Source organism: Mesorhizobium sp. B2-9-1 (genome assembly GCF_006439455.1).
Taxonomy (GTDB): Bacteria; Pseudomonadota; Alphaproteobacteria; order Rhizobiales; family Rhizobiaceae; genus Mesorhizobium.
In genome coordinates this window covers 529,562-552,620 of sequence record NZ_VFTP01000001.1, presented here as the reverse complement: position 1 = coordinate 552,620, position 23,059 = coordinate 529,562, and the positions used below count along the sequence as shown (strand labels likewise).

General features: G+C 62.3%; 21 protein-coding genes. 6 read left to right on the top strand and 15 right to left on the bottom strand.

Annotated features, from left to right (window positions below):
• Window positions 1-14: 14 nt before the first annotated feature.
• From FJW05_RS02695 to recA, 4 genes are all read right to left on the bottom strand, one after another.
• Entirely contained in the window at window positions 15-965 is a 951-nt protein-coding gene (locus FJW05_RS02695) for a DarT ssDNA thymidine ADP-ribosyltransferase family protein (protein ID WP_140627547.1), read from the bottom strand.
• Complete coding sequence (locus FJW05_RS02690) at window positions 950-1,843, bottom strand: macro domain-containing protein (protein ID WP_140627545.1); 894 nt, start codon at window positions 1,841-1,843, stop codon at window positions 950-952. The genes FJW05_RS02695 and FJW05_RS02690 overlap by 16 nt, the downstream gene beginning before the upstream one ends.
• A gap of 238 nt (window positions 1,844-2,081) precedes the next feature.
• On the bottom strand, window positions 2,082-4,751 hold the full coding sequence (gene alaS / locus FJW05_RS02685; RefSeq protein WP_140627543.1) for an alanine--tRNA ligase: 2,670 nt from the start codon (window positions 4,749-4,751) through the stop codon (window positions 2,082-2,084).
• Between the two features lie 438 nt (window positions 4,752-5,189).
• Window positions 5,190-6,287: a recombinase RecA gene (gene recA, locus FJW05_RS02680; protein ID WP_095765184.1), complete on the bottom strand. Its 1,098-nt coding sequence runs from the start codon at window positions 6,285-6,287 to the stop codon at window positions 5,190-5,192.
• Window positions 6,288-6,660: 373 nt separating this feature from the next.
• Here recA and FJW05_RS02675 point away from each other — a divergent pair, with 373 nt between their 5' ends.
• Both FJW05_RS02675 and FJW05_RS02670 read left to right on the top strand, forming a co-directional pair.
• On the top strand, window positions 6,661-7,599 hold the full coding sequence (locus tag FJW05_RS02675) for a carbohydrate kinase family protein (RefSeq protein WP_140627541.1): 939 nt from the start codon (window positions 6,661-6,663) through the stop codon (window positions 7,597-7,599).
• Between the two features lie 41 nt (window positions 7,600-7,640).
• On the top strand, window positions 7,641-8,558 hold the full coding sequence (locus tag FJW05_RS02670) for a pseudouridine-5'-phosphate glycosidase (protein WP_140627539.1): 918 nt from the start codon (window positions 7,641-7,643) through the stop codon (window positions 8,556-8,558).
• Window positions 8,559-8,591: 33 nt separating this feature from the next.
• On the opposite strand, the gene FJW05_RS02665 is transcribed toward FJW05_RS02670, so the two are convergent.
• Both FJW05_RS02665 and FJW05_RS02660 read right to left on the bottom strand, forming a co-directional pair.
• Window positions 8,592-9,092, bottom strand: coding sequence for an N-acetyltransferase (locus FJW05_RS02665; protein WP_140627538.1), 501 nt, complete (start codon window positions 9,090-9,092; stop codon window positions 8,592-8,594).
• Between the two features lie 165 nt (window positions 9,093-9,257).
• Entirely contained in the window at window positions 9,258-9,581 is a 324-nt protein-coding gene (locus FJW05_RS02660; RefSeq protein WP_140627536.1) for a TfoX/Sxy family protein, read from the bottom strand.
• 89 nt (window positions 9,582-9,670) lie between these two features.
• Between FJW05_RS02660 and FJW05_RS02655 the strand changes: the two genes are divergently transcribed.
• Window positions 9,671-10,168, top strand: coding sequence for a GFA family protein (locus tag FJW05_RS02655; RefSeq protein ID WP_140627534.1), 498 nt, complete (start codon window positions 9,671-9,673; stop codon window positions 10,166-10,168).
• 79 nt (window positions 10,169-10,247) lie between these two features.
• Window positions 10,248-10,706 (top strand): RidA family protein, encoded by a 459-nt coding sequence (locus FJW05_RS02650; RefSeq protein WP_140627532.1) that lies wholly within the window; start codon window positions 10,248-10,250, stop codon window positions 10,704-10,706.
• A gap of 22 nt (window positions 10,707-10,728) precedes the next feature.
• On the opposite strand, the gene sufA is transcribed toward FJW05_RS02650, so the two are convergent.
• The 7 genes from sufA to FJW05_RS02615 all read right to left on the bottom strand — a co-directional run bounded on the left by sufA (window position 10,729) and on the right by FJW05_RS02615 (window position 17,936).
• Window positions 10,729-11,109, bottom strand: a complete 381-nt coding sequence (gene sufA, locus FJW05_RS02645; protein ID WP_140627530.1) for a Fe-S cluster assembly scaffold SufA — start codon at window positions 11,107-11,109, stop codon at window positions 10,729-10,731.
• 93 nt (window positions 11,110-11,202) lie between these two features.
• Entirely contained in the window at window positions 11,203-11,595 is a 393-nt protein-coding gene (locus tag FJW05_RS02640; RefSeq protein ID WP_095765178.1) for an SUF system Fe-S cluster assembly protein, read from the bottom strand.
• Between the two features lie 5 nt (window positions 11,596-11,600).
• The gene (locus tag FJW05_RS02635) at window positions 11,601-12,881 is read right to left on the bottom strand and encodes a cysteine desulfurase (RefSeq protein WP_246673187.1); all 1,281 of its coding nucleotides are present in this window, start codon (window positions 12,879-12,881) and stop codon (window positions 11,601-11,603) included.
• Window positions 12,882-12,941: 60 nt separating this feature from the next.
• The gene (sufD, locus tag FJW05_RS02630; RefSeq protein ID WP_140627528.1) at window positions 12,942-14,213 is read right to left on the bottom strand and encodes a Fe-S cluster assembly protein SufD; all 1,272 of its coding nucleotides are present in this window, start codon (window positions 14,211-14,213) and stop codon (window positions 12,942-12,944) included.
• A gap of 25 nt (window positions 14,214-14,238) precedes the next feature.
• Window positions 14,239-14,994 carry a Fe-S cluster assembly ATPase SufC gene (sufC, locus tag FJW05_RS02625; protein WP_140627527.1) on the bottom strand — a complete coding sequence of 252 codons (756 nt, stop codon included), beginning with the start codon at window positions 14,992-14,994 and terminating at the stop codon, window positions 14,239-14,241.
• A 26-nt stretch (window positions 14,995-15,020) separates the two neighbouring features.
• Window positions 15,021-16,538: a Fe-S cluster assembly protein SufB gene (gene sufB / locus FJW05_RS02620; protein WP_140542626.1), complete on the bottom strand. Its 1,518-nt coding sequence runs from the start codon at window positions 16,536-16,538 to the stop codon at window positions 15,021-15,023.
• 237 nt (window positions 16,539-16,775) lie between these two features.
• A complete protein-coding gene (locus tag FJW05_RS02615; RefSeq protein ID WP_140627525.1) occupies window positions 16,776-17,936 on the bottom strand; it encodes a cysteine desulfurase family protein in 1,161 nt (386 codons plus the stop codon).
• Between the two features lie 267 nt (window positions 17,937-18,203).
• On the opposite strand from FJW05_RS02615, the gene FJW05_RS02610 reads away from it, so the two are divergent.
• The gene (locus FJW05_RS02610) at window positions 18,204-18,878 is read left to right on the top strand and encodes an alpha/beta hydrolase (RefSeq protein ID WP_095765174.1); all 675 of its coding nucleotides are present in this window, start codon (window positions 18,204-18,206) and stop codon (window positions 18,876-18,878) included.
• Between the two features lie 25 nt (window positions 18,879-18,903).
• On the opposite strand, the gene FJW05_RS02605 is transcribed toward FJW05_RS02610, so the two are convergent.
• Window positions 18,904-19,767, bottom strand: a complete 864-nt coding sequence (locus tag FJW05_RS02605; RefSeq protein ID WP_181164829.1) for a phosphatase PAP2 family protein — start codon at window positions 19,765-19,767, stop codon at window positions 18,904-18,906.
• 42 nt (window positions 19,768-19,809) lie between these two features.
• Entirely contained in the window at window positions 19,810-21,453 is a 1,644-nt protein-coding gene (locus tag FJW05_RS02600; RefSeq protein WP_140627523.1) for a glycosyltransferase family 39 protein, read from the bottom strand.
• A gap of 347 nt (window positions 21,454-21,800) precedes the next feature.
• Here FJW05_RS02600 and tyrS point away from each other — a divergent pair, with 347 nt between their 5' ends.
• Complete coding sequence (gene tyrS, locus FJW05_RS02595) at window positions 21,801-23,054, top strand: tyrosine--tRNA ligase (protein WP_140627521.1); 1,254 nt, start codon at window positions 21,801-21,803, stop codon at window positions 23,052-23,054.
• Window positions 23,055-23,059 lie beyond the last annotated feature (5 nt).

Below are 23,059 nucleotides of genomic sequence, written 5' to 3'. Positions count from 1 at the left end.
CGACAAATATCCCGCTATCGCACCACTGGTACAGTAGCTGGCACAGGTCCTAGATATGCGGTACAGCCTTCAATCTCGATCTTCCATTCTGCTGACGGATCTGGGTTAACTATTTGAGGTACACGCCAACTGCTTGGCTCGAGCGAGAAAGCAAACCGGCTATTCCCGCATGACACAGCGACCGAGTACTTATCTTTCCTCGCGGTTGACGGTGCAGTGAAATCGAAATGAAGCTCGCCGCCCCGCGTGTATAGCTCAGTGATGTAACTCCCGCGGCATAGAAACAATGAGCCACCTTTTTCGACCGCAAAACGCACATCAGAGACGTCAACGTTGCGAAGCAGATATCTAAGCATCCTCTCTTCGTGAATGGTACGGCAAACGACCACTCTAAGGTGGTGGGCCAGGGGCAACTCATTCCTGACTACAACCTCGGCCATCCGAGCATCATGAATAGTTTGCATCATGTCCTGCGAAACTGCTGAATCGTGATAAATATAGTTAAAATTTAGACCATCAAAATTCTTATCACCTTGTAGCGGCGCCAATGCTTGGGATGCAAAGTTTCCCGAGACAAAAAAGCTGTCTGCGAGAGTTATTACAGATGTGAAGTCAAAAACCAACATGACCGGTATAGCCATATGTGGATTGACCCGATAGGGATCAGAATTCGACTTTATCCCTTCCGTCTTGAAATGAAAGCTGTTCTTCGGTCGGAAGTAGAGCCTCACATACTCATGCGCAGCGGGATTGTTCCAAAGGGCGCCCTGGTTCGCGACATCGCACAAAACGATGGGCACATGCTGCCTGCAGACAACTTTGCGTTGACGCACTATCTCAGCGGCAGTCTCGATCTGGCATGCGTGGAAAAGAGAATTCACCCATCCGTTGCGAGATGGATACCGCGCAAGCTTTTCGTTCCATTCCCTGATATGCCGCTGAGCACGTGCTATTGAAATAGCCATTCTTGGCTATCCCTCGAAGTCGAGACACTGGAGTATGGCGTCTTTTGATCGCGATCGATAAAGAGCGCTTCGGCCCGAGTGGATCCAGTGTTACCGGCCTTGATCTTGACACTCCGGACATAGGGCAGTTCCGCGAGGATTGGGAAGAGATAACCCTTCAACCTACGGGATTTCTCGTCGGAGAAATTCTCAAAGGAGAGCAGCCGTTCACGGAGCCTAATCCAAGCCGCTTCCATCAAATCGGGATCAATCCGCTCTCTTTTCCCGGTCTCGTGCTGGACAACGACTGAGTTGTCCGGCTGCATTTCCGCACTAAAGAAGCTATCTCTAGACGTGGAGAATTTGCGCCCCCTTGAGAGTCGATCGATGTCCCTAGAAAATTCAGCAAAATCCCTTGGCACAGTTGCAGGTTCTTTGTGTTCTGGCACAAAATCCGCTGCGACTTGAATATCGTGTATGTAGATTGGAATATCAACCTTCGATAGATACTCCTCCATCACCGGTTTGACATCGGCCCAATTGAGATTCCCATTGCCGCAACCGAGCGGCGGGAACGATGCCGAACTGATGCTGAGCGCCTTATATGACTCTACAAATTTGGCCAAACCAGAGTGAATGTATTCCAGCTTAGATGGAAGTTTCCATGTGGTCTTGGTCGGAAAATTGAGGACCCACCGGGTGTCGGAACGCCACAGATGAATTTTGCCGACGCCTAGCGCTCGTTGCTCGCAGAGCTTCCGATACTCAGCAAACATTGCTGGATACCGGCTCTTAAATTCCTTGGCGATACCCTTTCCCATCACCCCGACAGTGTTAACGGTATTAACGAGCGTCTGGGCCGGGGACTCAAAAACGCTGCTCTCCAAATATGTGATCATCGCTTGCGTTCCATTTCCAACCCCGAGAATGGGAACATATAGAGAACATAGCGCACTTCGTAGCACGATTCCAGCGCTGGTGTCGCCGCGCTATCGTAAGATTGTGCCGGCGAATACGGATCAAAACAACATGTTTGGCCAAACCAAACTAGGTTGGTGAATTCGGCGGCACCAAGGCCCGCAGGTGGCGCTCCGAAGAAATATCGGCACGTAGCCACCCAGACGAGTTGTTAGACTGTCACGCCGCCTCCAGCGCCGCCTTCACCGCCGCGATCGCGTCGTTCGCCTTCGACGCGTCGGGGCCGCCGGCCTGCGCCATGTCGGGCCGGCCGCCGCCGCCCTGACCGCCAAGCGCGGCGGACGCGACGCGTACGAGATCGACGGCGCTGAAGCGGCCGGTCAAATCGTCGGTGACGCCGACGACCACGCTTGCCTTGTTGTCCTCGCCGGCGCCGACAAAGACGACCACGCCGGAGCCGAGCGTCTTCTTCCCGGCGTCCGCCAGCGGCTTCAGGTCCTTCGGCGCGACACCGCTGACTGCTTTGCCGAGGAAGCCGACGCCTGCGACGGTCTCGTTGGTGGGCGGAGCATCGGATACGGCTGGGCCGGCGCCAAGGGCCAGTTTCTTGCGCGCTTCCGTAAGCTCCTTTTCGAGCTTCTTGCGTTCCTCAAGCAATGTTTCGACGCGAGCCGGCACATCGGCCGGCGCGATCTTCAAGGTCGCCGCCGCGGCCTTCAGCCGCCTGTCCTGCTCGTCCAGATGCTTGCGCGCTGCCTCGCCGGTCAGCGCCTCGATGCGGCGCACGCCGGCCGCCACCGCGCTGTCCGACAGGATGCGCACCAGGCCGATATCGCCGGTCGATCTCACATGCGTGCCGCCGCAAAGCTCGACGGAATAAGGCCGATTGGCCTTGGCGCCATGCAGGCCGGTGCCCATCGACACGACACGCACCTCGTCGCCGTATTTCTCGCCGAACAGCGCCATGGCGCCCTCGGCGATCGCGTCGTCGACCGACATCAGCCGCGTCGTCACCGGGCTGTTCTGCACGACGATCTCGTTGGCCATGCGCTCGACTTCCTCGAGCTCGTCGGCCGAGATCGGCTTGTTGTGCGAGATATCGAAGCGCAGCCTTTCGGGCGCAACCAGCGAGCCCTTCTGCGCGACATGGGTGCCCAGCACCTCGCGTAGCGCCTCGTGAATGAGATGCGTCGCGGAGTGGTTGGCGCGCAGCCTCGAGCGGCGGGCATGATCGACCTTCAGCTCGACGGCATCACCCGTCTTGACCGTGCCTTTGGCCACCTTGCCGAGATGCACGAACAAACCATCGGCCTTCTTCTGCGTGTCCGAGATCTCGATTGAAAAACCCTCGCCGGAAATCACGCCGGTGTCGCCCATCTGGCCGCCGGATTCGCCGTAGAACGGCGTCTGGTTGACCACCACGGCGACCGCATCGCCCTGCCTCGCGCTGTCGATGGTCTTGCCGTCCTTGACCAGGGCCTGGACGATGCCTTCCGCAGCTTCAGTCTCATAGCCGAGGAATTCGGTCGCGCCGGTCTTTTCGCGTACCGAGAACCATACCGTCTCGGTCGCGGCTTCGCCCGAGCCCGCCCAATGCGCGCGCGCCTCGGTCTTTTGCCGCTCCATCGCGTCGGTGAAGCCGGCGATATCGACCGAGATGCTGCGCTGGCGCAGCGCATCCTGGGTCAGATCGAGCGGGAAGCCATAGGTGTCGTAGAGCTTGAAGGCCGTCTCGCCGTCCAGCATGTCGCCGGCTTTGAGCGTCTCGGTCGCGTCCGAAAGCAGGCCGAGGCCGCGCACCAGTGTCTTGCGGAAGCGTGTTTCCTCAAGCTTCAGCGTTTCGGTGATCAGCGCCTCGCCGCGCACGAGCTCGGGATAGGCCTGGCCCATCTCGCGCACCAGCGACGGCACCAGCTGCCACATCAGCGGCTCCTTGGCGCCCAGCAGCTGCGCGTGGCGCATGGCACGGCGCATGATGCGGCGCAGCACATAGCCGCGCCCCTCATTCGACGGCAGCACGCCGTCGGCCACCAGGAACGAGGTTGAGCGCAGATGATCCGCGATGACGCGGTACGACCCGACGTTCTCCTGGCTTGGCCCCTGACCGAGCGCCGAGGACGCGGCGTCGATCAGATGCTTGAACAGGTCGGTCTCGAAGACGCTTTCGACTCCCTGCAGGATAGAGGCCATGCGCTCCAGGCCCATGCCGGTGTCGATCGAGGGACGCGGCAGGTCGACGCGCTCATCCTTGGTCACCTGCTCGTATTGCATGAACACCAGGTTCCAGAATTCCAGGAACCGGTCGCCATCCTCTTCCGGGCTGCCGGGCGGTCCGCCCCAGATATGCTCGCCGCGATCGATGAAGATTTCCGAGCACGGGCCGCAGGGGCCGGTGTCGCCCATCGCCCAGAAATTGTCCGAGGTAGGAATCCGGATGATGCGATCATCCGAGAAGCCCGCGATCTTCTTCCAGTAAGCCGCCGCCTCGTCGTCGGTGTGGTAGACGGTGACGAGCAGCTTGTCCTTCTTGAGGCCGAAACCCTTGGTGATCAGGTTCCACGCAAGCTCGATCGCGCGCTCCTTGAAATAGTCGCCGAACGAGAAATTGCCGAGCATCTCGAAGAAGGTCAGATGGCGCGCGGTGTAGCCGACATTGTCGAGGTCGTTGTGCTTGCCGCCAGCGCGCACGCTCTTTTGCGCGGTAGAGGCCCGCGAATAGGGACGCTTCTCCAGGCCGGTGAAGACGTTCTTGAACTGCACCATGCCGGCGTTGGTGAACATCAGCGTCGGATCGTTGCGCGGCACCAGCGGGCTGGAGGCGACGATCTCGTGGCCCTCCTTGCGGAAGTAGTCGAGGAATGTCGACCGGATGTCGTTCACGCCACTCATTGCATACTGCCTTTTTCGCAAGAACCGCCGGCCCGGCCGGCGGCAAATGGGCTTTGGTGTTTCAGAAGATAGATTGGCCTTTTAGCGATAGCTCTTGTGCCTGTCCAGAAACACGGAAAACAGGCGTGTCGCTCAAAACTGCGCAAGCGGTTTTTGGGAAAACGACATGCATAAACAAAGATCAAGGCACACCGCGTGAGTTCATTGCAGCGCGACGCGCTTTGGGCCATCGGCCGACGAGCGGCGGCTCAGCGCTGCCCGCGAAACGCAAAACCGCCGGCACGAAGGCCGGCGGTTCGGGTTACGCAATACAAGAACTCGATTACATAAGCATAAGACGATAAACCAGGATTGTGGCCGAACTCCGGCTAAGCCAACCAACTATCCTCGGCCGCCCTCGGGTCGCGCAGAGCCCAAAATCCCAGGCGTAAACGCACTTTACAGGGCGCCGGCTTCGTCCTCGAAACCGTCGTCGCCGCCTTCCGAGCCGCCATTCTCGAGGAATTTCTCGGCGATCAGCCCGGCATTCTGGCGCAATGCAAGCTCGACCTCACGCGCCGTGTCGGGATTGTCGCGCAGGAACAGTTTTGCGTTCTCGCGACCCTGGCCGAGGCGCTGGGAATTGTAGGAGAACCAGGCGCCCGACTTCTCGATGACGCCGGCCTTGACGCCGAGATCGATCAGCTCGCCGGTCTTCGACACGCCCTCGCCATACATGATGTCGAACTCGACCACCTTGAAGGGCGGGGCCAGCTTGTTCTTCACCACCTTGACGCGGGTCTGGTTGCCGACGACCTCGTCGCGGTCCTTGACCGAGCCGATGCGGCGGATGTCGAGGCGCACCGAGGCGTAGAATTTCAGCGCGTTGCCGCCGGTGGTCGTCTCGGGCGAGCCGAACATGACGCCGATCTTCATGCGGATCTGGTTGATGAAGATGACCATGGTGTTGGAACGCGAGATCGAGGCGGTCAGCTTGCGCAGCGCCTGGCTCATCAGGCGAGCCTGAAGACCGGGCAGCGAATCGCCCATCTCGCCTTCGATTTCAGCGCGCGGCGTCAGTGCCGCCACCGAGTCGACGACCAGCACGTCGATGGCGCCCGAACGCACCAGCGTGTCGCAGATCTCCAGCGCCTGCTCGCCGGTGTCGGGCTGCGAGATCAAAAGGTTCTCGAGGTCGACGCCAAGCTTGCGGGCATAGACCGGATCGAGCGCGTGCTCGGCATCGACGAAGGCGCAGATGCCGCCCTTCTTCTGGGCTTCCGCAACCGTGTGCAGCGCCAGCGTCGTCTTGCCCGAGCTTTCCGGCCCGTAAATCTCGATGATGCGGCCGCGCGGCAGGCCGCCGACGCCGAGCGCGATGTCGAGGCCGAGCGAGCCGGTCGGCACGGTTTCGATCTCGACCACCTGCTCGTTGGCGCCGAGCCGCATGATCGAGCCCTTGCCGAACGCGCGCTCGATTTGCGACAGCGCCGCGTCCAGAGCCTTTGATTTGTCCACTGCCTTATCCTCTACAAGCCGCAAAGAATTCTGAGCCATGATACATCACCCCTTGGTCGTCAATGAAGGCCGGACAATCCGTGATCCCTGCTTGTTTTGTACCTTTTTTGTTCTCATTTGGCAAGGGGCAACAAATATCTGAAAAATAATCAATATCTGGATTTGTTCTATTTTTGTCTCACCAAGGCTGGTACAGGGTGCAGCCACCGGTCCAGAAGAGATTTCGATATCCGGCCGTCCGAATCGCGACCCCGATTGCAGGGCGACCTGAGGAAACCTAGACCAATTGCAGGAAAAGTGCGTAGCGGTTTTCCGTCCGGGATAAAGACTTAGGGCAGTTCGGCGATTCCGTGAAACGCTGAACCGCTCTAGTGTGCGCAGCCGCGCGACCAACGAAAGTCACCGACCCGAAATGCCGACATCCCCAACAATCCTGGCGCTTGGCGGCGCCCATATCGACCGGCGCGGCCAGGTCTCGGGCATCTATGTGCCCGCGGCTTCGAATCCCGGCATCATGCGCGAGGACGTCGGCGGCGTGGTTTTCAACGCGCTGCGCAGCGTGGTGAAGCGCGGCGTGTCGGCCTCGCTGATCTCGGTGCGTGGCGGCGACGCTGCGGCGGACACGGTCGCCTCGGCGATCGACAACGCCGGGATAACCGACTTTTCGGTGGTGTTCCTCGACCGCACGACGCCGAGCTACACGGCGCTGATCGATGCCGAAGGCGAGTTGATCGTCGGGCTTGCCGACATGGCGCTCTACGACCTTGCCTTCCCCAAGCAAATAAGGCGCGCCAAGGTGCGCGAGGCGATCGCCGCCGCCGACGCCATCATGTGCGACGCCAACCTGCCGACGGCGGCGCTGGAGCGCCTGCTGGCGCTTGCCTGCGGCCGGCCGGTCTTCGCCATAGCCGTCTCGCCGGCCAAGGTCGTCCGCCTGGCGCCGCTGCTCGACCGTCTGTCGCTGCTCTTCATGAACCGTCGCGAGGCCGCCGCGCTGGTCGGCGCCGAGCCATCCGGCAAGACCCTTGTCGACGCGCTCAGGCGCGCTGGCCTGAATGCCGGCGTGGTCACGTCCGGCAGCGCTCCGGTGCTAGGCTTCGACGACACCGGCATCTTCGAGATCGACCCGCCCGCGCCGCGCAAGGTGGCCGACGTGACCGGCGCCGGCGACGCCTTGACCGGCGCAACCGTCGCCGCCTTGCTGCGCGGCCTGTCACTGCGCGCAGCACTACGCGAAGGCCTTGCCGCGGCAATGCTCGCCATAGAGAGCCCGCAGGCCGTGCCGTCCTTCACGATCACCACCTTCACGCAGGCGCTTGCCCTTGTGCCGGAGCCGCGGGAAGTGGCATAGGGCCACCACTGCCGGAGCAATCCCTCGGATCGGAGACAGCCATGACGCCTGACACCGCCCGCCCCTTCGTCGATATCCATCCGCCCGTGGCGGAGGCGCTTGCCGCCGGCCGGCCCGTGGTGGCGCTGGAAAGCACCATCATCACCCACGGCATGCCCTACCCCGACAACGGCGCCATGGCCGCCAAGGTCGAGCAGATCATCATCGATGGCGGCGCGGTGCCGGCGACGATCGCCGTGGTCGAGGGCCGCATCAAGATCGGCCTCTCCGACGGCGAGCGCGAATCGCTTGCCATGACGGGCGATGCCATGAAGCTGTCGCGCGCCGATCTCGGTTTCGCGGTCGCTCAAACGCGTACCGGCGGCACCACGGTTGCGGCGACCATGATCGCCGCGCATATGGCCGGCATAAAAGTGTTCGCCACCGGCGGCATCGGCGGCGTCCACAAGGGCGCTGAGAAAAGCTTCGATATCTCGGCCGACCTCGACGAGCTGGCGCGCACGCCGGTCATCGTCGTCTCGGCCGGCGCCAAGGCGATCCTAGACATCGAAAAGACGCTGGAAGTCCTGGAAACGCGCGGCGTGCCGGTTATCGGCCGTGGCTGCGAGACGATGCCCGCCTTCTGGTCGAGGCAGTCGCCCTTCCGCGCGCCGCTGACCCTTCATGCGCCGGAAGACATCGCGCATTTTTACCGCACGCGTCAGGCGCTGGGCTTGGGCGGCGGCATCCTCGTCGCCAATCCGGTGCCGCAGAGCGACGAAATCCCGGCCGCCGAGATGGACGGCTATATCCAGGCCGCGCAAAAGGCGGCCGAGGCGCTCAACGTCACCGGCAAGGCGGTGACACCGTTTTTGCTGTCGAAAATTCTGGAGCTGACCGGTGGCCGCAGCCTGAAGACCAACATCGCGCTGGTCGAGAACAATGCGCGGCTGGCGGCGGAGATCGCCAAAGCTTTATAGGGCAGAATCTAATCCCTCAGCTTTGAATCCGTTCTACCGGTTGAATGCAGGGCTGAATTTCAGCTGTCCGTTGGCGGGTTCGCTCTGGAAAGGCAGTGATTGCACATATTGCGCGGGCAGATCTTGATAGCTCAAGTTGCCGTCGCTTCTGAAGCCGAAGCGCCCGTAATAGGCCGGATCACCGATTAACACGCAGCCTTTTGCTCCGTTCGCCCTGAGGATTGCAAGCCCTTCGTAAATCAATGCACTTCCGATGCCTTGCCGCTGCTTATCCGGCCATACAGATACCGGACCAAGCCCGTACCATCCATGGCTTTCAGCTCCAATTGTCACTGGTGAGAAGGCCACGTGTCCCACAATGTCTCCGCCGCTGACGGCAACAAGTGAAACCGTCAGGTCGCCATCATTCCGCAACGCGGTAATGATCGGGGCCTCCGAACCATCGCTAAACGACATGGGTTCGAAAGCGGCAATAGTCAGGTCGTGAATGACCCGCACGTCGCCAAGTTGCTCCGGTCTAATGATTACTGCCATGAAAATTGGGCTTCAAGTACGGTTAACTTAGGTTCTTGAGCGCTGCGGAAAGTCTCGCCGCGACGATACAGCCTTGCAAACTACCGTTCTCTCAGCAAGGTCGCCAATGACCGCTTCCGCCGGCATTGGCGTGCCAGCTGCTGGCTGAATTTAACGCCGGGGTTATTACTTCCCCGCCCTTCGTCCCGCTTCATAAGCCCGCTGCGCCCACACCGCCATCTCGTCCGGATCGTCGAAGGCCTCGTCGGGAACGCTCCAATATGGCATCGCCACCTCCTTGCCGCGACGCGAGCCGGTATAGGTCCACTGGCGGCAGCCGGCGGCTTCGAAGTCTGGGATGCTCTCCTCGTCCGCCTTCAGCATCAACTCGCCACGCACGACGACCGCGACGATGACGCCGTCGCAATAGATGCCCTTGCCGTCGAACAGTTTTCGGATGGCGATCGGTCCCAGGCTTTCGAACAGTTCTTCAAGACGCGCATTGTCCATGCCGCGATCATCTCATCCGTCACCGGCCTTGTCATCGCCGCAACCAAAAGCATGCTGACAGGTTGAAACCTGGAAACGGAGTTCCCGTCATGCCCGTCCTGCTCAAAGGCTCCTGCCGCTGCGGCGCCGTCCGCTTCGAGGTGGAAAGCCACACGCCCGTGCCGTTCATGCTCTGCTACTGCTCGATCTGCCGCAAGCAGCAAGGCGGCGGCGGTTTCGCCATCAATCTCGGCGCCGACTACGAGACGCTTGATACCAGGGGCAAGCGCAATCTCGGCGTCTACCGGGCCGAGATCGAGGATGACGAGCATCCGCATTGCGAGGTCTCGACCGGCGAGCGCAATTTCTGCAGGAAATGCGGCGCAGCACTCTGGCTCTACGACCCGACGTGGCCGGACCTCGTTCACCCCTTCGCTTCGGCGATCGACACCGACCTGCCGAAACCGCCGGAAAAGGTGCATCTGATGCTGAAATACAAGGCGAACTGGGTCGAGCCGGTCGTCGGCAAGAACGACAAGGTATTCGACGTCTATCCGGAGGAATCGATCGCCGACTGGCACAAGAGAACCGGCATGTGGGTTGATTAGGGCAATTCCAGCAAAGCTGCGCAGCGGTTTTCCGCCCGGGAATAATATCAAGCCAGCTGTCTGGCGACAGGAGGCAGAAATGAACCTCACGACGCACAAGAAATTCAAAGGCGATCGTTTGATGCCTTGGGGCAAGGGCACGGTCGTCTCGGACGCCAAGGGATATGTTTTTCTGTCCGGCAACACCGCCACCGTCGACGACTACGATCCGTCGAAACACCAGGGCGGCGCTGTCGGCGACGCGGCAACGCAGTGGCGCGAAATCCTGGCCAACGTCAAGTCGGATCTGGAGGAACTCGGCAGCTCGCTCGACCACCTGGTCAAGGTGACGTTCTACGTCAAAGGGCCTTTTCCGTCCGGCGGCGTTCTCAGCTCACCCAACTTTCGTCTGGACGTGCTGGACGAATTCTTTGCCGAACATTGCCCGAAGCATTGCAGCTACAACAACCCGCCGCCATCGGAGGTGATCGGTGTCGCCGCCCTGGCGCAACCTGACCTCGTCGTCGAGCTTGTCGTCATCGCCGCGCTGCCGGACTGAGTGGAAGCGCTGGCGGGCCTGGTCAAGCCGAGGCGCGTGCCTCGGCAAGCGCCTTGAGGTCGGCCGGCTTCAGCTCGACGGATTCGCCGCAGCCGCAGGCCGAGCTCTGGTTCGGATTCTTGAAGGTGAAGCCGGTGCGCAGCGTCGTCTGCTCGAAATCCATCTCGGTGCCGAACAGGAAAAGTGCCGCCTCCGGCGCGACATAGACATGCGCGCCGTCGCGCTCGATATGGTCGTCCTTGGGATTCGGCTCGGTCACAAGGTCAACCGTGTACTCCATGCCGGCGCAGCCGCCCTTCTTGATGCCGAGCCGGATGCCATGCGCACCTTCCCGCGTGGCGACGATCTCGCGCACCCGGTCGGCGGCCTTTTCGGTCATCGTGATGACGGCGAAGCGTCCCATATCTTTCCTACTCCATTCCATGCAGGTTCAACGCCTGCCGAATGATTCTCACCTAAAATGGTGAAGTTTTACAACTGGCGCAAGGTACAGGCCTCAATACCATCCGACCGCGACCTGCGCCTCTTCCGACATCCGGTCGGGCGTCCATGGCGGATCGAACACCATAGCGACCTCGACACCGGACACGCCTTCCACGGCGCCGACGGCGTTCTCGACCCAGCCCGGCATCTCGCCCGCCACCGGGCAGCCCGGCGCGGTCAGCGTCATGTCGATCTTGACTGAGCGGTCGTCCTCGATGTCGATCTTGTAGACGAGGCCGAGCTCGTAGATGTCGGCCGGGATTTCCGGGTCGTAGACGGTCTTCAGCGCCGAAACGATGTCGTCGGTCAGCCGCGCCAGCTCGTCGGCGGGGATCGCCGAGGCCGAAACGATGCCGTTCGCGGCCGTTTCCGGCGCTTTTTCCGCGGTGGTGCTCACGTCGTCCATCATCGTCACCCGAAGAACTTTCGCGCCTTTTCCAGCGCCTCGGCCAAAGCGTCGACTTCGGCCCTGGTATTATACATGCCGAACGATGCCCTGCATGTGGAGGTGACGCCGAAGCGTTTCAACAGCGGCTGGGCGCAATGCGTTCCGGCCCGGACCGCGATACCTTGCCGATCGATCACCATCGACACGTCATGCGCATGGATACCTTGCAATTCGAACGAGATGATGGCGCCCTTGCCGGGCGCGTCGCCGAAGATGCGCAGCGAGTTGATGGCGCGCAGCCGCTCATGCGCGTAAGTCTTGAGGTCCGCCTCATGCGCGGCGATGCGCTCGCGGCCGACCTTCTCCATGTAGTCGAGCGCGGCGCCCAGGCCGATCGCCTGCACGATCGGCGGCGTGCCGGCCTCGAAGCGGTGCGGCGGCTCGTTGTAGGTGACGATGTCCTCCGTCACCTCCTCGATCATCTCGCCGCCACCCATGAAGGGCCGCATCTGTTCCAGCCTGTCCTTTTTGCCGTAGAGCACGCCGATGCCCGACGGGCCATAGACCTTGTGGCCAGTGAAGACGAAGAAATCGCAGTCGAGATCCTGCACGTCGATCGGCATGTGCACGGCGCTCTGGCTGCCGTCGACGAGCACGGGAATTCCGCGCGAATGCGCGATGCGCACGATCTCCTTGATCGGCGTCACCGTGCCCAGCGCATTGGACATCTGGGTGATGGCAACCAGCTTGGTGCGGTCGGTCAGGCGTTTTTCGAATTCCTCGATGTGGAAGGCGCCGAGATCGTCGACCGGCACCCAGACGAGCTTGGCGCCCTGCCGCTCGCGGATGAAATGCCACGGCACGATGTTGGAGTGATGCTCCATGATCGACAGCACGATCTCGTCGCCCTCGCCGATCCGCGGCATGCCCCAGCCATAGGCGACCGTGTTGATCGCCGATGTGGTGTTGGAGGTGAAGACGATGTTGTCGGTGCTCGGCGCATTGAGAAACCGCTGCACCGACTTGCGCGCATTCTCATAGGCGTCCGTCGCGGCGTTCGACAGGAAATGCAGGCCGCGATGCACGTTGGCGTATTCCTGGGAATAGGCGTGCTGGATGGTGTCGAGCACCACCTGCGGCTTCTGCGCCGAGGCGCCGTTGTCGAGATAGACCAGCGGCTTGCCATAGACCTGGCGCGACAGGATCGGGAAGTCGCGGCGGATCGCCTCGACGTCGTATGGGCGGCCGTCATCCTCGGGCTTGTCCCGAGGATCTATTGCCTTCTCATCGACGGAATCGACCATCACTTTACTCCGAAACGCCGCAGATCCTCGGGACAAGCCCGAGGATGACGTCAGTACCAATTACCCGTGCGTCGAAAACCAGCCGTCGAGCCGGGCTTCCAACGCTTCGACCAGCGCCTCGTCGTCCAGTTCCTCGATCACTTCGGCGACGAACGCCTTGACCAGAAGACCCCGCGCCGACTTCTCGTCGATGCCGCGCGCCATCAGGTAGAACAGATGGTCGTGGTCGATCTCGGTGACGGTTGCGCCATGGCCGCAGACGACGTCGTCGGCGAAGATCTCCAGCTCCGGCTTGGTCGAGAACTCGCCGTCGTCAGACAGAAGCAGCGTGTTGCAGGCCATCTTGGCGTTGGTCTTCTGCGCGTATTGATGCACGTTGATGCGGCCCTGGAAGACGCCGCGCGCCTTGCCGGTCACCACGTTGCGGATCACTTCGGTCGACGTCGTGTGCGGCACGGCATGGTCGAGCACCATGGTCACGTCGGTGTGGGTGTCGCCGGCGAGAAGATTGATGCCGCGCAATTTGAAGTCGGCGCCCTCGCCTGTCGTCCTGACGACGACCTCCTGGCGAACGAGCCTGCCGCCGGCGTTCATGACGAACAGCGTCAGCTTGGCGTCCTTGCCGATATGCGCCTTGAACTGTGCGAGATGCGTGGCCGTGTCCGGCTGCTCCTGCACGATCAGCCAGGTCACCTCGGCGCCGTCGCCGATCACGAGCTGGCTGACCGAAGAGACGAGCGCCTCGTCGCCTTCGCCCGTCTGGCGCTCGACGACGACTGCCTTGGCGCCGGCCCCGACACGCGCCAAGAGCCGCACATGCGACTGGCCGCCGGCCTGCAGGTTCTGCAATTCGACCGGCTCTTCCAACTCGGCGCCGTCGGCGATGTCGACGAAATAGCCGTCGGCGACGAAAGCCGTGTTCAGCGCGCCGATCGCGTCATCGCTGCCATAGGAATCGAGCCCGGGCGCGGCGCTGCCGTCGGTCAGCTTCTCCGACAGGCGCTGCACTGTCACGCCGTCGATCTCCGGCAGCTTCGTCTGCGAGACGCCGTTCAGCACCGGTAGGACCGCCGACCCTTCAAGAACCGGCGCAAGCGCTTTGACGACGGCGCCGGCCTCGAAAGCCGGCACCGACGTCAGCAGCCGGCGCAGGTCCGTATAATGCCAGGATTCGACGCGGCGTGTCGGCAGGCCGTGCTTGATCGCCTCGATCGCGTCGTCGCGCTTGACCATCACCGCGCCGTCGCCGGGCAGCAGCGACAGCCGTTCGCCGAAGGCATCGATCAGCGCCGTCTCGGCCAAGGTCCGCTGGGGCTGTGCATGCATGTTCATGACTTTCGCCTCGACCGCTCCCATGTCACGCGGCTTGCCCGATCACGCCGGCATAGCCATTGGCCTCGAGATCGAGCGCCAGCGACTTGTCGCCCGACTTGATGACCTGGCCCCTGTAGAGCACGTGCACCGTATCAGGCACGATGTGCTCGAGCAGGCGCTGGTAGTGGGTGATGACGACGATGGCGCGGTCGGGCGAACGCAACGCATTGACGCCGTCCGAGACGATCTTCAGCGCGTCGATGTCGAGGCCGGAATCGGTCTCGTCGAGCACGCAGAGTTTTGGCTCCAAGAGCTTCATCTGCAGGATCTCGGCGCGCTTCTTCTCGCCGCCCGAGAAGCCGACATTGAGCGGCCGCTTCAGCATGTTCATGTCCATGCTGAGCGAGGCTGCCGCCTCCTTCACGCGCTTCAGGAATTCCGGGATCTTCAGCGGCTCCTCGCCGCGCGCCTTGCGCTGCTCGTTCATCGCGACCTTCAGGAATTCCATGGTCGCGACGCCCGGTATCTCCATCGGATACTGGAAGGCGAGGAAGATGCCGGCGGTGGCGCGCTCGGCCGGATCCATCTCGAGGATCGACTGGCCGTTATAGAGGATGTCGCCCTCCGTCACCTCATAGTCCTCGCGGCCGGCGAGGATATATGACAGCGTCGACTTGCCCGAACCGTTCGGACCCATGATGGCGGCGACCTCGCCGGCTTTCACCGAGAGATTCAGCCCACGGATGATCTCGGTGCCATCGTCGATGATGCGGGCGTGCAGGTTCTTGATTTCAAGCATGATTTCTTCCTGAATGTCTTTTGCGGTCAGCCGACCGAACCCTCGAGGCTGATGCCGATCAGCTTCTGCGCCTCGACGGCGAACTCCATCGGCAGCTGCTGGATGACGTCCTTGACGAAGCCGTTGACGATCAGCGCGATCGCCTCTTCCTCGGGGATGCCGCGCTGCATGACGTAGAACTTCTGGTCCTCGGAGATCTTCGAGGTCGTCGCCTCGTGCTCGAACTGCGCCGTCGAATTCTTGGCTTCCATATAAGGCACGGTATGCGCGCCGCACTGGTCGCCGATCAGAAGCGAATCGCAATTGGTGAAGTTGCGCGCGTTGGTCGCCTTGCGATGCGCCGAGACCTGGCCGCGATAGGTGTTCTGCGAGAAACCGGCGGCGATGCCCTTGGAAATGATGCGGCTCGACGTGTTCTTGCCGAGATGGATCATCTTGGTGCCGCTGTCGACCTGCTGGTAGCCGTTCGACACCGCGATCGAATAGAACTCACCGCTGGAATCGTCGCCGCGCAGGATGCAGCTCGGATATTTCCAGGTGATGGCCGAACCGGTTTCGACCTGTGTCCACGAGATTTTCGAGCGATCGCCGCGGCAATCGCCGCGCTTGGTGACGAAATTGTAGATGCCGCCCTTGCCCTCGGCGTCGCCGGGGTACCAGTTCTGCACCGTCGAATATTTGATCTCGGCATCGTCGAGCGCGATCAGCTCGACCACCGCGGCATGCAGCTGGTTCTCGTCGCGCTGCGGCGCCGTGCAGCCTTCGAGATAGGAGACATAGGCCCCCTCCTCGGCGATGATCAGCGTGCGCTCGAACTGGCCGGTGTTCTTCTCGTTGATGCGGAAATAGGTCGACAGCTCCATCGGGCAGCGAACGCCCTTCGGCACGAAGACGAACGAACCGTCGGTGAACACCGCCGAATTCAGCGTCGCGTAGAAATTGTCCGAGGTCGGCACGACGGAGCCGAGATATTTCTTCACCAGCTCCGGATGCTCGCGGATCGCTTCCGAGATCGAGCAGAAGATGACGCCGGCCTGAGCCAGCTCCTTCTTGAAGGTGGTGACCACCGAAACGGAATCGAACACCGCGTCGACCGCGACGCGGCCCGATTTGTAGACGTTGTCGCTGGCTTCCTCGAGCTCCGAGGCATCGGTCTTCTGCACGCCGGCCAGGATTTCCTGCTCCTTGAGCGGAATGCCGAGTTTTTCATAGACCTTGAGCAGTTCAGGGTCGACTTCGCTCAGCGACTTCGGCCCCGGCGTGCTCTTCGGCGCGGCGTAGTAGTGGATGTCCTGGAAATCGATCTTCGGATAGTGGACGCGCGCCCAGGTCGGCTCTTCCAGCGTCAGCCAGCGGCGATAGGCCCCCAGACGCCATTCCAGCATCCAGTCCGGCTCATCCTTCTTGGCCGAGATGAAGCGAATGATGTCTTCGCTCAGGCCCTTGGGGGCCTTGTCCATCTCGATCTCTGTCTGGAATCCATATTTATACTGGTCGACGTCGATCTTTCGAACCCGATCGATCGTCTCCTGCACTGCAGGCATAAGCGTTCTCCATCCACGCCGGGGTCAAGGCCCGGCAGTTTTCAAACTATGGCACCGCCGAAATCGCGTCCCAGGGAGGGACTCGCGGCGGAGTAAGCTCCATATAGTGCGTGTCCGCCGGAAATTCACCCGGCCAGGACAAAACGCACGGCTCTACCAGGCCCTAAAGCCCGAATTCTTGTTCGAGCAGCGGAAATCCGAGAACCGCAAGGCGTTTCCCGCTCCAATGCTCCGCCGTCAGGCGGCTTCTTCCTTGCCCGCGCGGCGGGCGACGATGCCGGCCAGTGCCGCCCGGAACGCCGCGATATCCTCGGCGCCGGTCGCACGGCCGATCGAGACGCGCAGCGCGCCCAGGCTGTCGCCATGCCCCATCGCCTTCAGCACATGGCTTGGCCCGACTTTTCCCGACGAGCAGGCCGAACCCGCAGACAGCGCGACGCCGGCAAGATCGAAAGCGATCTGCGCCGTTTCGGCCTTGACGCCGGGAATAGCGAAGAATGTCGTGTTGGCAAGCCTGGCAGCGTCATTTCCGAAGATTTCCGCGTCCGGCGCGAGGTCGCGCACAATCGCCTCGACCTCGTCGCGCCGGCTCGCGATGGCGTCCATGTCGGCGAGAGCGGCAAGCGCGGCACGCGCCGCGGCGCCGAAACCGGCGATCCCGGCGACGTTTTCCGTGCCGGCGCGGTGGCTCTTCTCCTGGCCGCCGCCATTGATCAGCGGGCGCGGCATCATCAGGTCGGATGCCCCCACGATCGCGCCGACGCCCTTCGGGCCGCCGATCTTGTGCGAGGACAGGATCAGATAATCGGCATAAGGAATTGACATATCGAGCGGAATCCGCCCCGCAGCCTGCACGGCGTCGACGACCAGCACCCCGCCGGCGGCCTTGACGACCTCGCCGATGCGCGCGATCGGCTGGATAACGCCGGTCTCGTTGTTGGCGGCGTGGATCGCCACCAGCGGCAGGCCAGCGGCCTTATCATGCGCGGCAAGCGCGGCGGCCAGCGCCTCGATATCTGCAATGCCGTTCCGGTCGACGCCGATCTTCGTCACCTGCGCCGCGGCAAACCGGCCGCCATTCAGGATGCAGGGATGGTCGGCCGCTGAGACATAGAGATGGCTCATGCGGATAGCCCCGCGCCCCATCTGCCAGTCGGGCGTGAGCAGCGTCGAGGCGGCTTCGGTGGCGCCGGACGTGAAGACGACATGTTCAGGCCTGGCGTTGACCAGCCGCGCCACGTCGCGGCGCGCGTTCTCGACCAGCCGGCGCGAGGCGCGCCCTTCCGCGTGGACCGATGACGGGTTGGCGGCATCGAGCGCGGCGACCATCGTTGCCCGCGCTTCCGCAATGAGCGGCGTGCTGGCGTTGTAGTCGAGATAGGCGCGGGTTGCGGCCATTTTCGCTCAGTTCGTCCTTCCGCCGACTATCCCGCCAGGATAGCGCGTTATTTCCTTGAAATTGCAAGGCAAGCCGTCCTATTTACCCGGCTTGCGGCGCGGGTGGCCGGACCATCGGGTTTCGGCCTCCCAGTTTTGAACAATTCTAAACTAGCTTCTAGGAACACGCTCGCCCGGCGTCAAGGCCACAGAAGATGTGGGGCCGCGGGTGAGTCGGGATCAGGAAAGTCCCGGGCTAGCGCATTCATATGCCATGTGGAGTATTTTATGCCTGAGGTCATTTTCGCCGGTCCGGCTGGTCGCCTGGAGGGACGTTATCAGCCCTCGAAGGAAAAGAGCGCCCCGATCGCTATCGTGCTGCATCCGCACCCGCAGTTCGGCGGCACGATGAACAACAAGATCGTTTACGACCTCTTCTACATGTTCCAGAAGCGCGATTTCACCACGCTGCGTTTCAATTTCCGCGGCATCGGCCGCAGCCAGGGCGAGTTCGACCATGGCACCGGCGAATTGTCGGACGCGGCCGCCGCGCTTGACTGGGTGCAGTCGCTGCATCCGGATTCGAAGAGCTGCTGGGTCGCCGGCTATTCCTTCGGCGCATGGATCGGCATGCAGCTCCTGATGCGCCGGCCCGAGATCGAGGGTTTTATTTCGGTCGCGCCGCAGCCCAACACCTACGACTTCTCGTTCCTGGCGCCCTGTCCGTCGTCCGGCCTCATCATCCATGGCGATGCCGACAAGGTGGCGCCGCCGAAGGATGTGCAGGGCCTGGTCGACAAGCTGCACACGCAAAAGGGCATCACCATCACGCAGAAGACGATCCCAGGCGCCAATCATTTCTTCGCCAACGATTCCGAGCTGCTGATCCAGGAGTGCGCCGACTATCTCGACCGTCGCCTCGCCGGCGAGCTGGCCGATCCGAGGCCGAAGCGGCTGCGCTAAGCGCGGAGGCGCCAGTCAAGGCGCCTTAAGGAATCTGGGTTTGATCGACGCCGGCCTCGACCGAATTGGCCGTCGAAGCCCTGCCTCTTGGCGCGCGGGACGGTACCAACCGGAATGTCCGCTTGCGCACCGGCAGCTTCGAGCCTGTCTGGCTGAAGATAAAGCCGAGCCGGGCAAACACCAGTCCCGATAGCACCGCGAACGCCAGGCCGAGCCCGAAGCCCGCGACCGTGTCGCTTGGATAGTGCGCGCCGACGAAGATGCGTGTGGAGGCGATGCAGGCCGTGACCGCCAGCGCGATGGTCCAGCGCCGCGGGAACAACAGCAGCAGGATGCCGAAGACCGCGCCCATCGTCGTGGCATGGCCGGACGGGAAACCGGCAAAGCGCGCGTCCATGGCGAAAGGGTGCAGCGACAGGACGCCGAAACTGTCAAAATAAAGCGGCCGAGCGCGGCCGATTCCGTATTTCAGCACGTTGACCGCAAGACCGGACAGGCCGACGGCGCAAAGCACCAGGAACGCGAAACACGTCCAGTTGTAGACGATCACCCGGCCATGCCGGGACAGGCCGCGCCAATCCATCAGATTGGCGGCAACAAGGCAGAGCGCGGCCGGAATGAGGTACCAGCCGCCGAGGCCGAATTGCGTGAAGAAATCGGTGAAGCGCACGAAGCCGGGGGACCATTCGCCGCGCATCTCGCCCGCACCGGCGTCGAGGCGCAGGAAGATCGCCATGGTGAGCAGCGCCCAGGCTATGAGCCAGACGTTCCACAAAATTCTCGGATAGCGCGCCGGCCGCACGGCAAAGCGTCGCCTCACGATCGACATCGTGTCGCGGAAATTGCCGAGCGAGCGGCGATAGAGGGCAAGGGGCGGCGCGGCGGACATGGCTTGGCGCTTATAGGGACATTCGATGCCCGACGCTATTCATCACGGCGCCACCCGGTAAAGCCCGAGCGACAGCTTGTCTCCCGACGAATAGTTGATGCCGTCGATCTCGGTCAGTCGCTTTGCCGACTTGCCCTGAGCGGTCAGCACATCGGTAAGCTTCTGCTCGTCCTTGATCGGCGCCAGCCCAAGCGCGCAGGATGGATCGGCGAGCAGATGTTGCCCCACGCCCTCGACGTCGGTCAGCACGGTCTTGGTGCCGACCAGGAAGACGAGGCTCGGCTCCTGGAATTTCGCCGAGGCAAGCACCGTGGTGTCGCAAGGACGGTTGGCGTCGACGGCGGCCTTGACGGCGGGGCTGAGCCAGATCGGTTTCAGCGACGGCGCAATGACGCCAAACAGCAGGCTGAAGGTAATGCCGGCGCCGACGGCGATCGCCGCGATGCGCGGCAGCGGCACCTGAAGCTGTCTGGGGAAGGCAAGATAGCCGGTGACCAGAGCGGCGATCGCTGCCGGTATGCTCCACCAGGAGAAGGTCTTGGCGAGGTAAAGCGGCGCGCCGACGCAGACCACGGCAAGGCCGATCGCCACCACGGCAAGGCCGAAAGCCGTCGCCCACCACAGCCATGTCTGCCAGCGCTTCAGCGGCGCGTTGGCCTTGTCCGCCGGCAAGGTGAGCAGCCAGCCGACCAGAAGCGCCATGCCCGGATAGGCCGGCATGACATAATGCGGCAGCTTGGTCGGGATCGCCTCGAACACCAGCCAGAACGGGATGTACCAGGCCAGGCAGAAGCGCAGCCGCGGATCGTCCCAGAACCGGTTGATAGCCTGGAGCCCGGCGCCGACCGCGATCAGCCCGAAGGGCCACATGAACAGCGAATAAGTCAGCATATAGAAGCCGGGCGGCAGGCCGTGCGATTCCTCGCCCTGCGCCACCTTGTTCAGCATGTCCTTGCCGACCGCTTCCTGGAAGAAGGCGCCGCCGCTCTTCCAGGTGATGAGGATCAGCCACGGCAGAACAATGACCAGCACGATGCCGACGCCGCGCACCAGCTTCATCTTGAAGAGCCAGCGCCAATCGCGGTCAAAGGCAAAGAGGGCAGCGGCGGTCAGCAGCGACAAAAGCGGTGAAACCGGGCCCTTGATGAGGATGCCGAAGCCTTGCGCGATCCAGAAGATCCACGGCAGATGCCCGGGAACCGGATCGTTGCGCTTCGAAGCCCAATAGACCTGCGCCAGCGCGCCTTGCGCAATCACGCAGCAGGCGAGAAGCATGGCATCGGTCTTGGCGTCGCGCCCCTCGAAGGCGGTGGCAAAGATCGCCGCCATCATCAGTCCGGCGGCCAGCCCGGCACTGGCGCCGAAGAGTTTTGTCCCGGTCCAGCCGATGCCGACGACCGCGAGCGCGATGCCAAGCATCGAGACCAGGCGGTAGACCCAGATCGGCGCCGCGGCCCCCTCGCCGCTCAACGCCACGGCAGCCGACTGCAGCCAGTAGATGCCGATCGGCTTCTTGTAGCGCGTGACATCCTGCAGGCGGATATCCACATAATCGCCGGTCTCGACCATCTGCTTGGTCGACTGGACGAAGCGGGATTCATCGCGGTCCACCGGCGGCAGGCTGGCAAGCCCGCTGACGGTCATCACGATGCTGAACAGAAAGAGGAAGAGGGTGTTCCTGTTCATCGCGGGAGCTTTTCCGATCTGAAACTGCGGGATGGCCCCGTCGCGGTGCATGGCGCCATGTCTTTGCGCGGCGCCTCATTACGCCAGCAAAAAGGGCGAAGCAAGGACGCGCCGCGCCGCACGCGATCGGACGCAAAACCGGAAACCACTTTTGCTGATCGCGTGTTTGTTGGTTGAAGCGCGATCGGACACAAAACCGGAAACCACTTTTGCTGATCGCGTGTTTGTTGGTTGAAGCGCGATCGGACGCAAAACCGGAAACCACTTTTGCTGATCGCGCTTGGATGCTAAACGCGCGCCTTCATATCAAGCATGGCCAAGCGCCCGGCGACCTCCAGGAAGAAAAAATGTCCGCCTTCAAATCCGATTTCCTGCGCATCATGAGCGAGCGCGGCTTCATCCATCAGATTTCGGATGAATCCGCCCTCGACCAGCTCTTCGCCAAGGAAACGGTGAGCGCCTATATCGGCTTCGACGCCACCGCCAAGAGCCTGCACGCCGGGTCGCTGATCCAGATCATGATGCTGCATTGGCTGCAGCAGACCGGTCACCGGCCGATCGCGCTGATGGGCGGCGGCACCTCGATGATCGGCGACCCGTCCTTCAAGGACGAGGCGCGCAAGCTGCTCACTCCCAAGGACATCGACGCCAACCTCGTCGGCATCCGCCGCAATTTCGCGCCTTACCTGAAGTTCGGCAGCGGTCCGGGCGACGCGGTCGTGGTCAACAATGCCGACTGGCTGATGCAGATCAACTACGTCAACTTCCTGCGCGATGTCGGCCGGCATTTCTCCGTCAACCGCATGCTGGCTTTCGATAGCGTGAAGTTGAGGCTCGACCGCGAGCAGTCGCTGTCCTTCCTCGAATTCAATTACATGATCCTGCAGGCCTACGACTTCGTCGAGCTCTACAAGCGCGTCGGCTGCCGGCTGCAGATGGGCGGCTCCGACCAGTGGGGCAACATCGTCAACGGCATCGACCTCGGCCACCGCATGGAGGGCGTGCAGCTCTTCGCCATGACCACGCCGCTGCTCACCACCTCGTCCGGCGCCAAGATGGGCAAGTCGGCTTCCGGCGCGGTCTGGCTCGACGGCGACATGCTCTCGCCTTACGAATTCTGGCAGTACTGGCGCAACACCGAGGACGCCGATGTCGGGCGCTTCCTGAAGCTCTACACGACCCTGCCGCTCGACGAGGTGGCGCGCCTTGAAAAGCTCGACGGCTCGGAGATCAACGAGGCAAAGAAGATCCTCGCCACCGAGATCACCGCCATGCTGCACGGCCGCGAGGCGGCCGAGACCGCAAGCGAGACGGCGCGCAAGACTTTCGAGGAAGGCGCGCTCGCCGACACGCTGCCCAGCGTCGAGGTAGCCAAATCGGACCTTGAGTCAGGCATCGGCATCCTGGCGCTGTTCGTAAGCGCCGGTCTGGCCGGCTCGAACGGCGAAGCGCGCCGGCATGTCCAAGGCGGCGCCGTGCGCATCAACGACCAGCCCCTGACCGACGACCGCCGCGTCGTCACGCTTCAGGACGTCGGTGTCGAAGGTGTCGTGAAGCTTTCGCTCGGCAAGAAAAAGCACGTGCTGGTGCGGGCGAGCTGATCGGC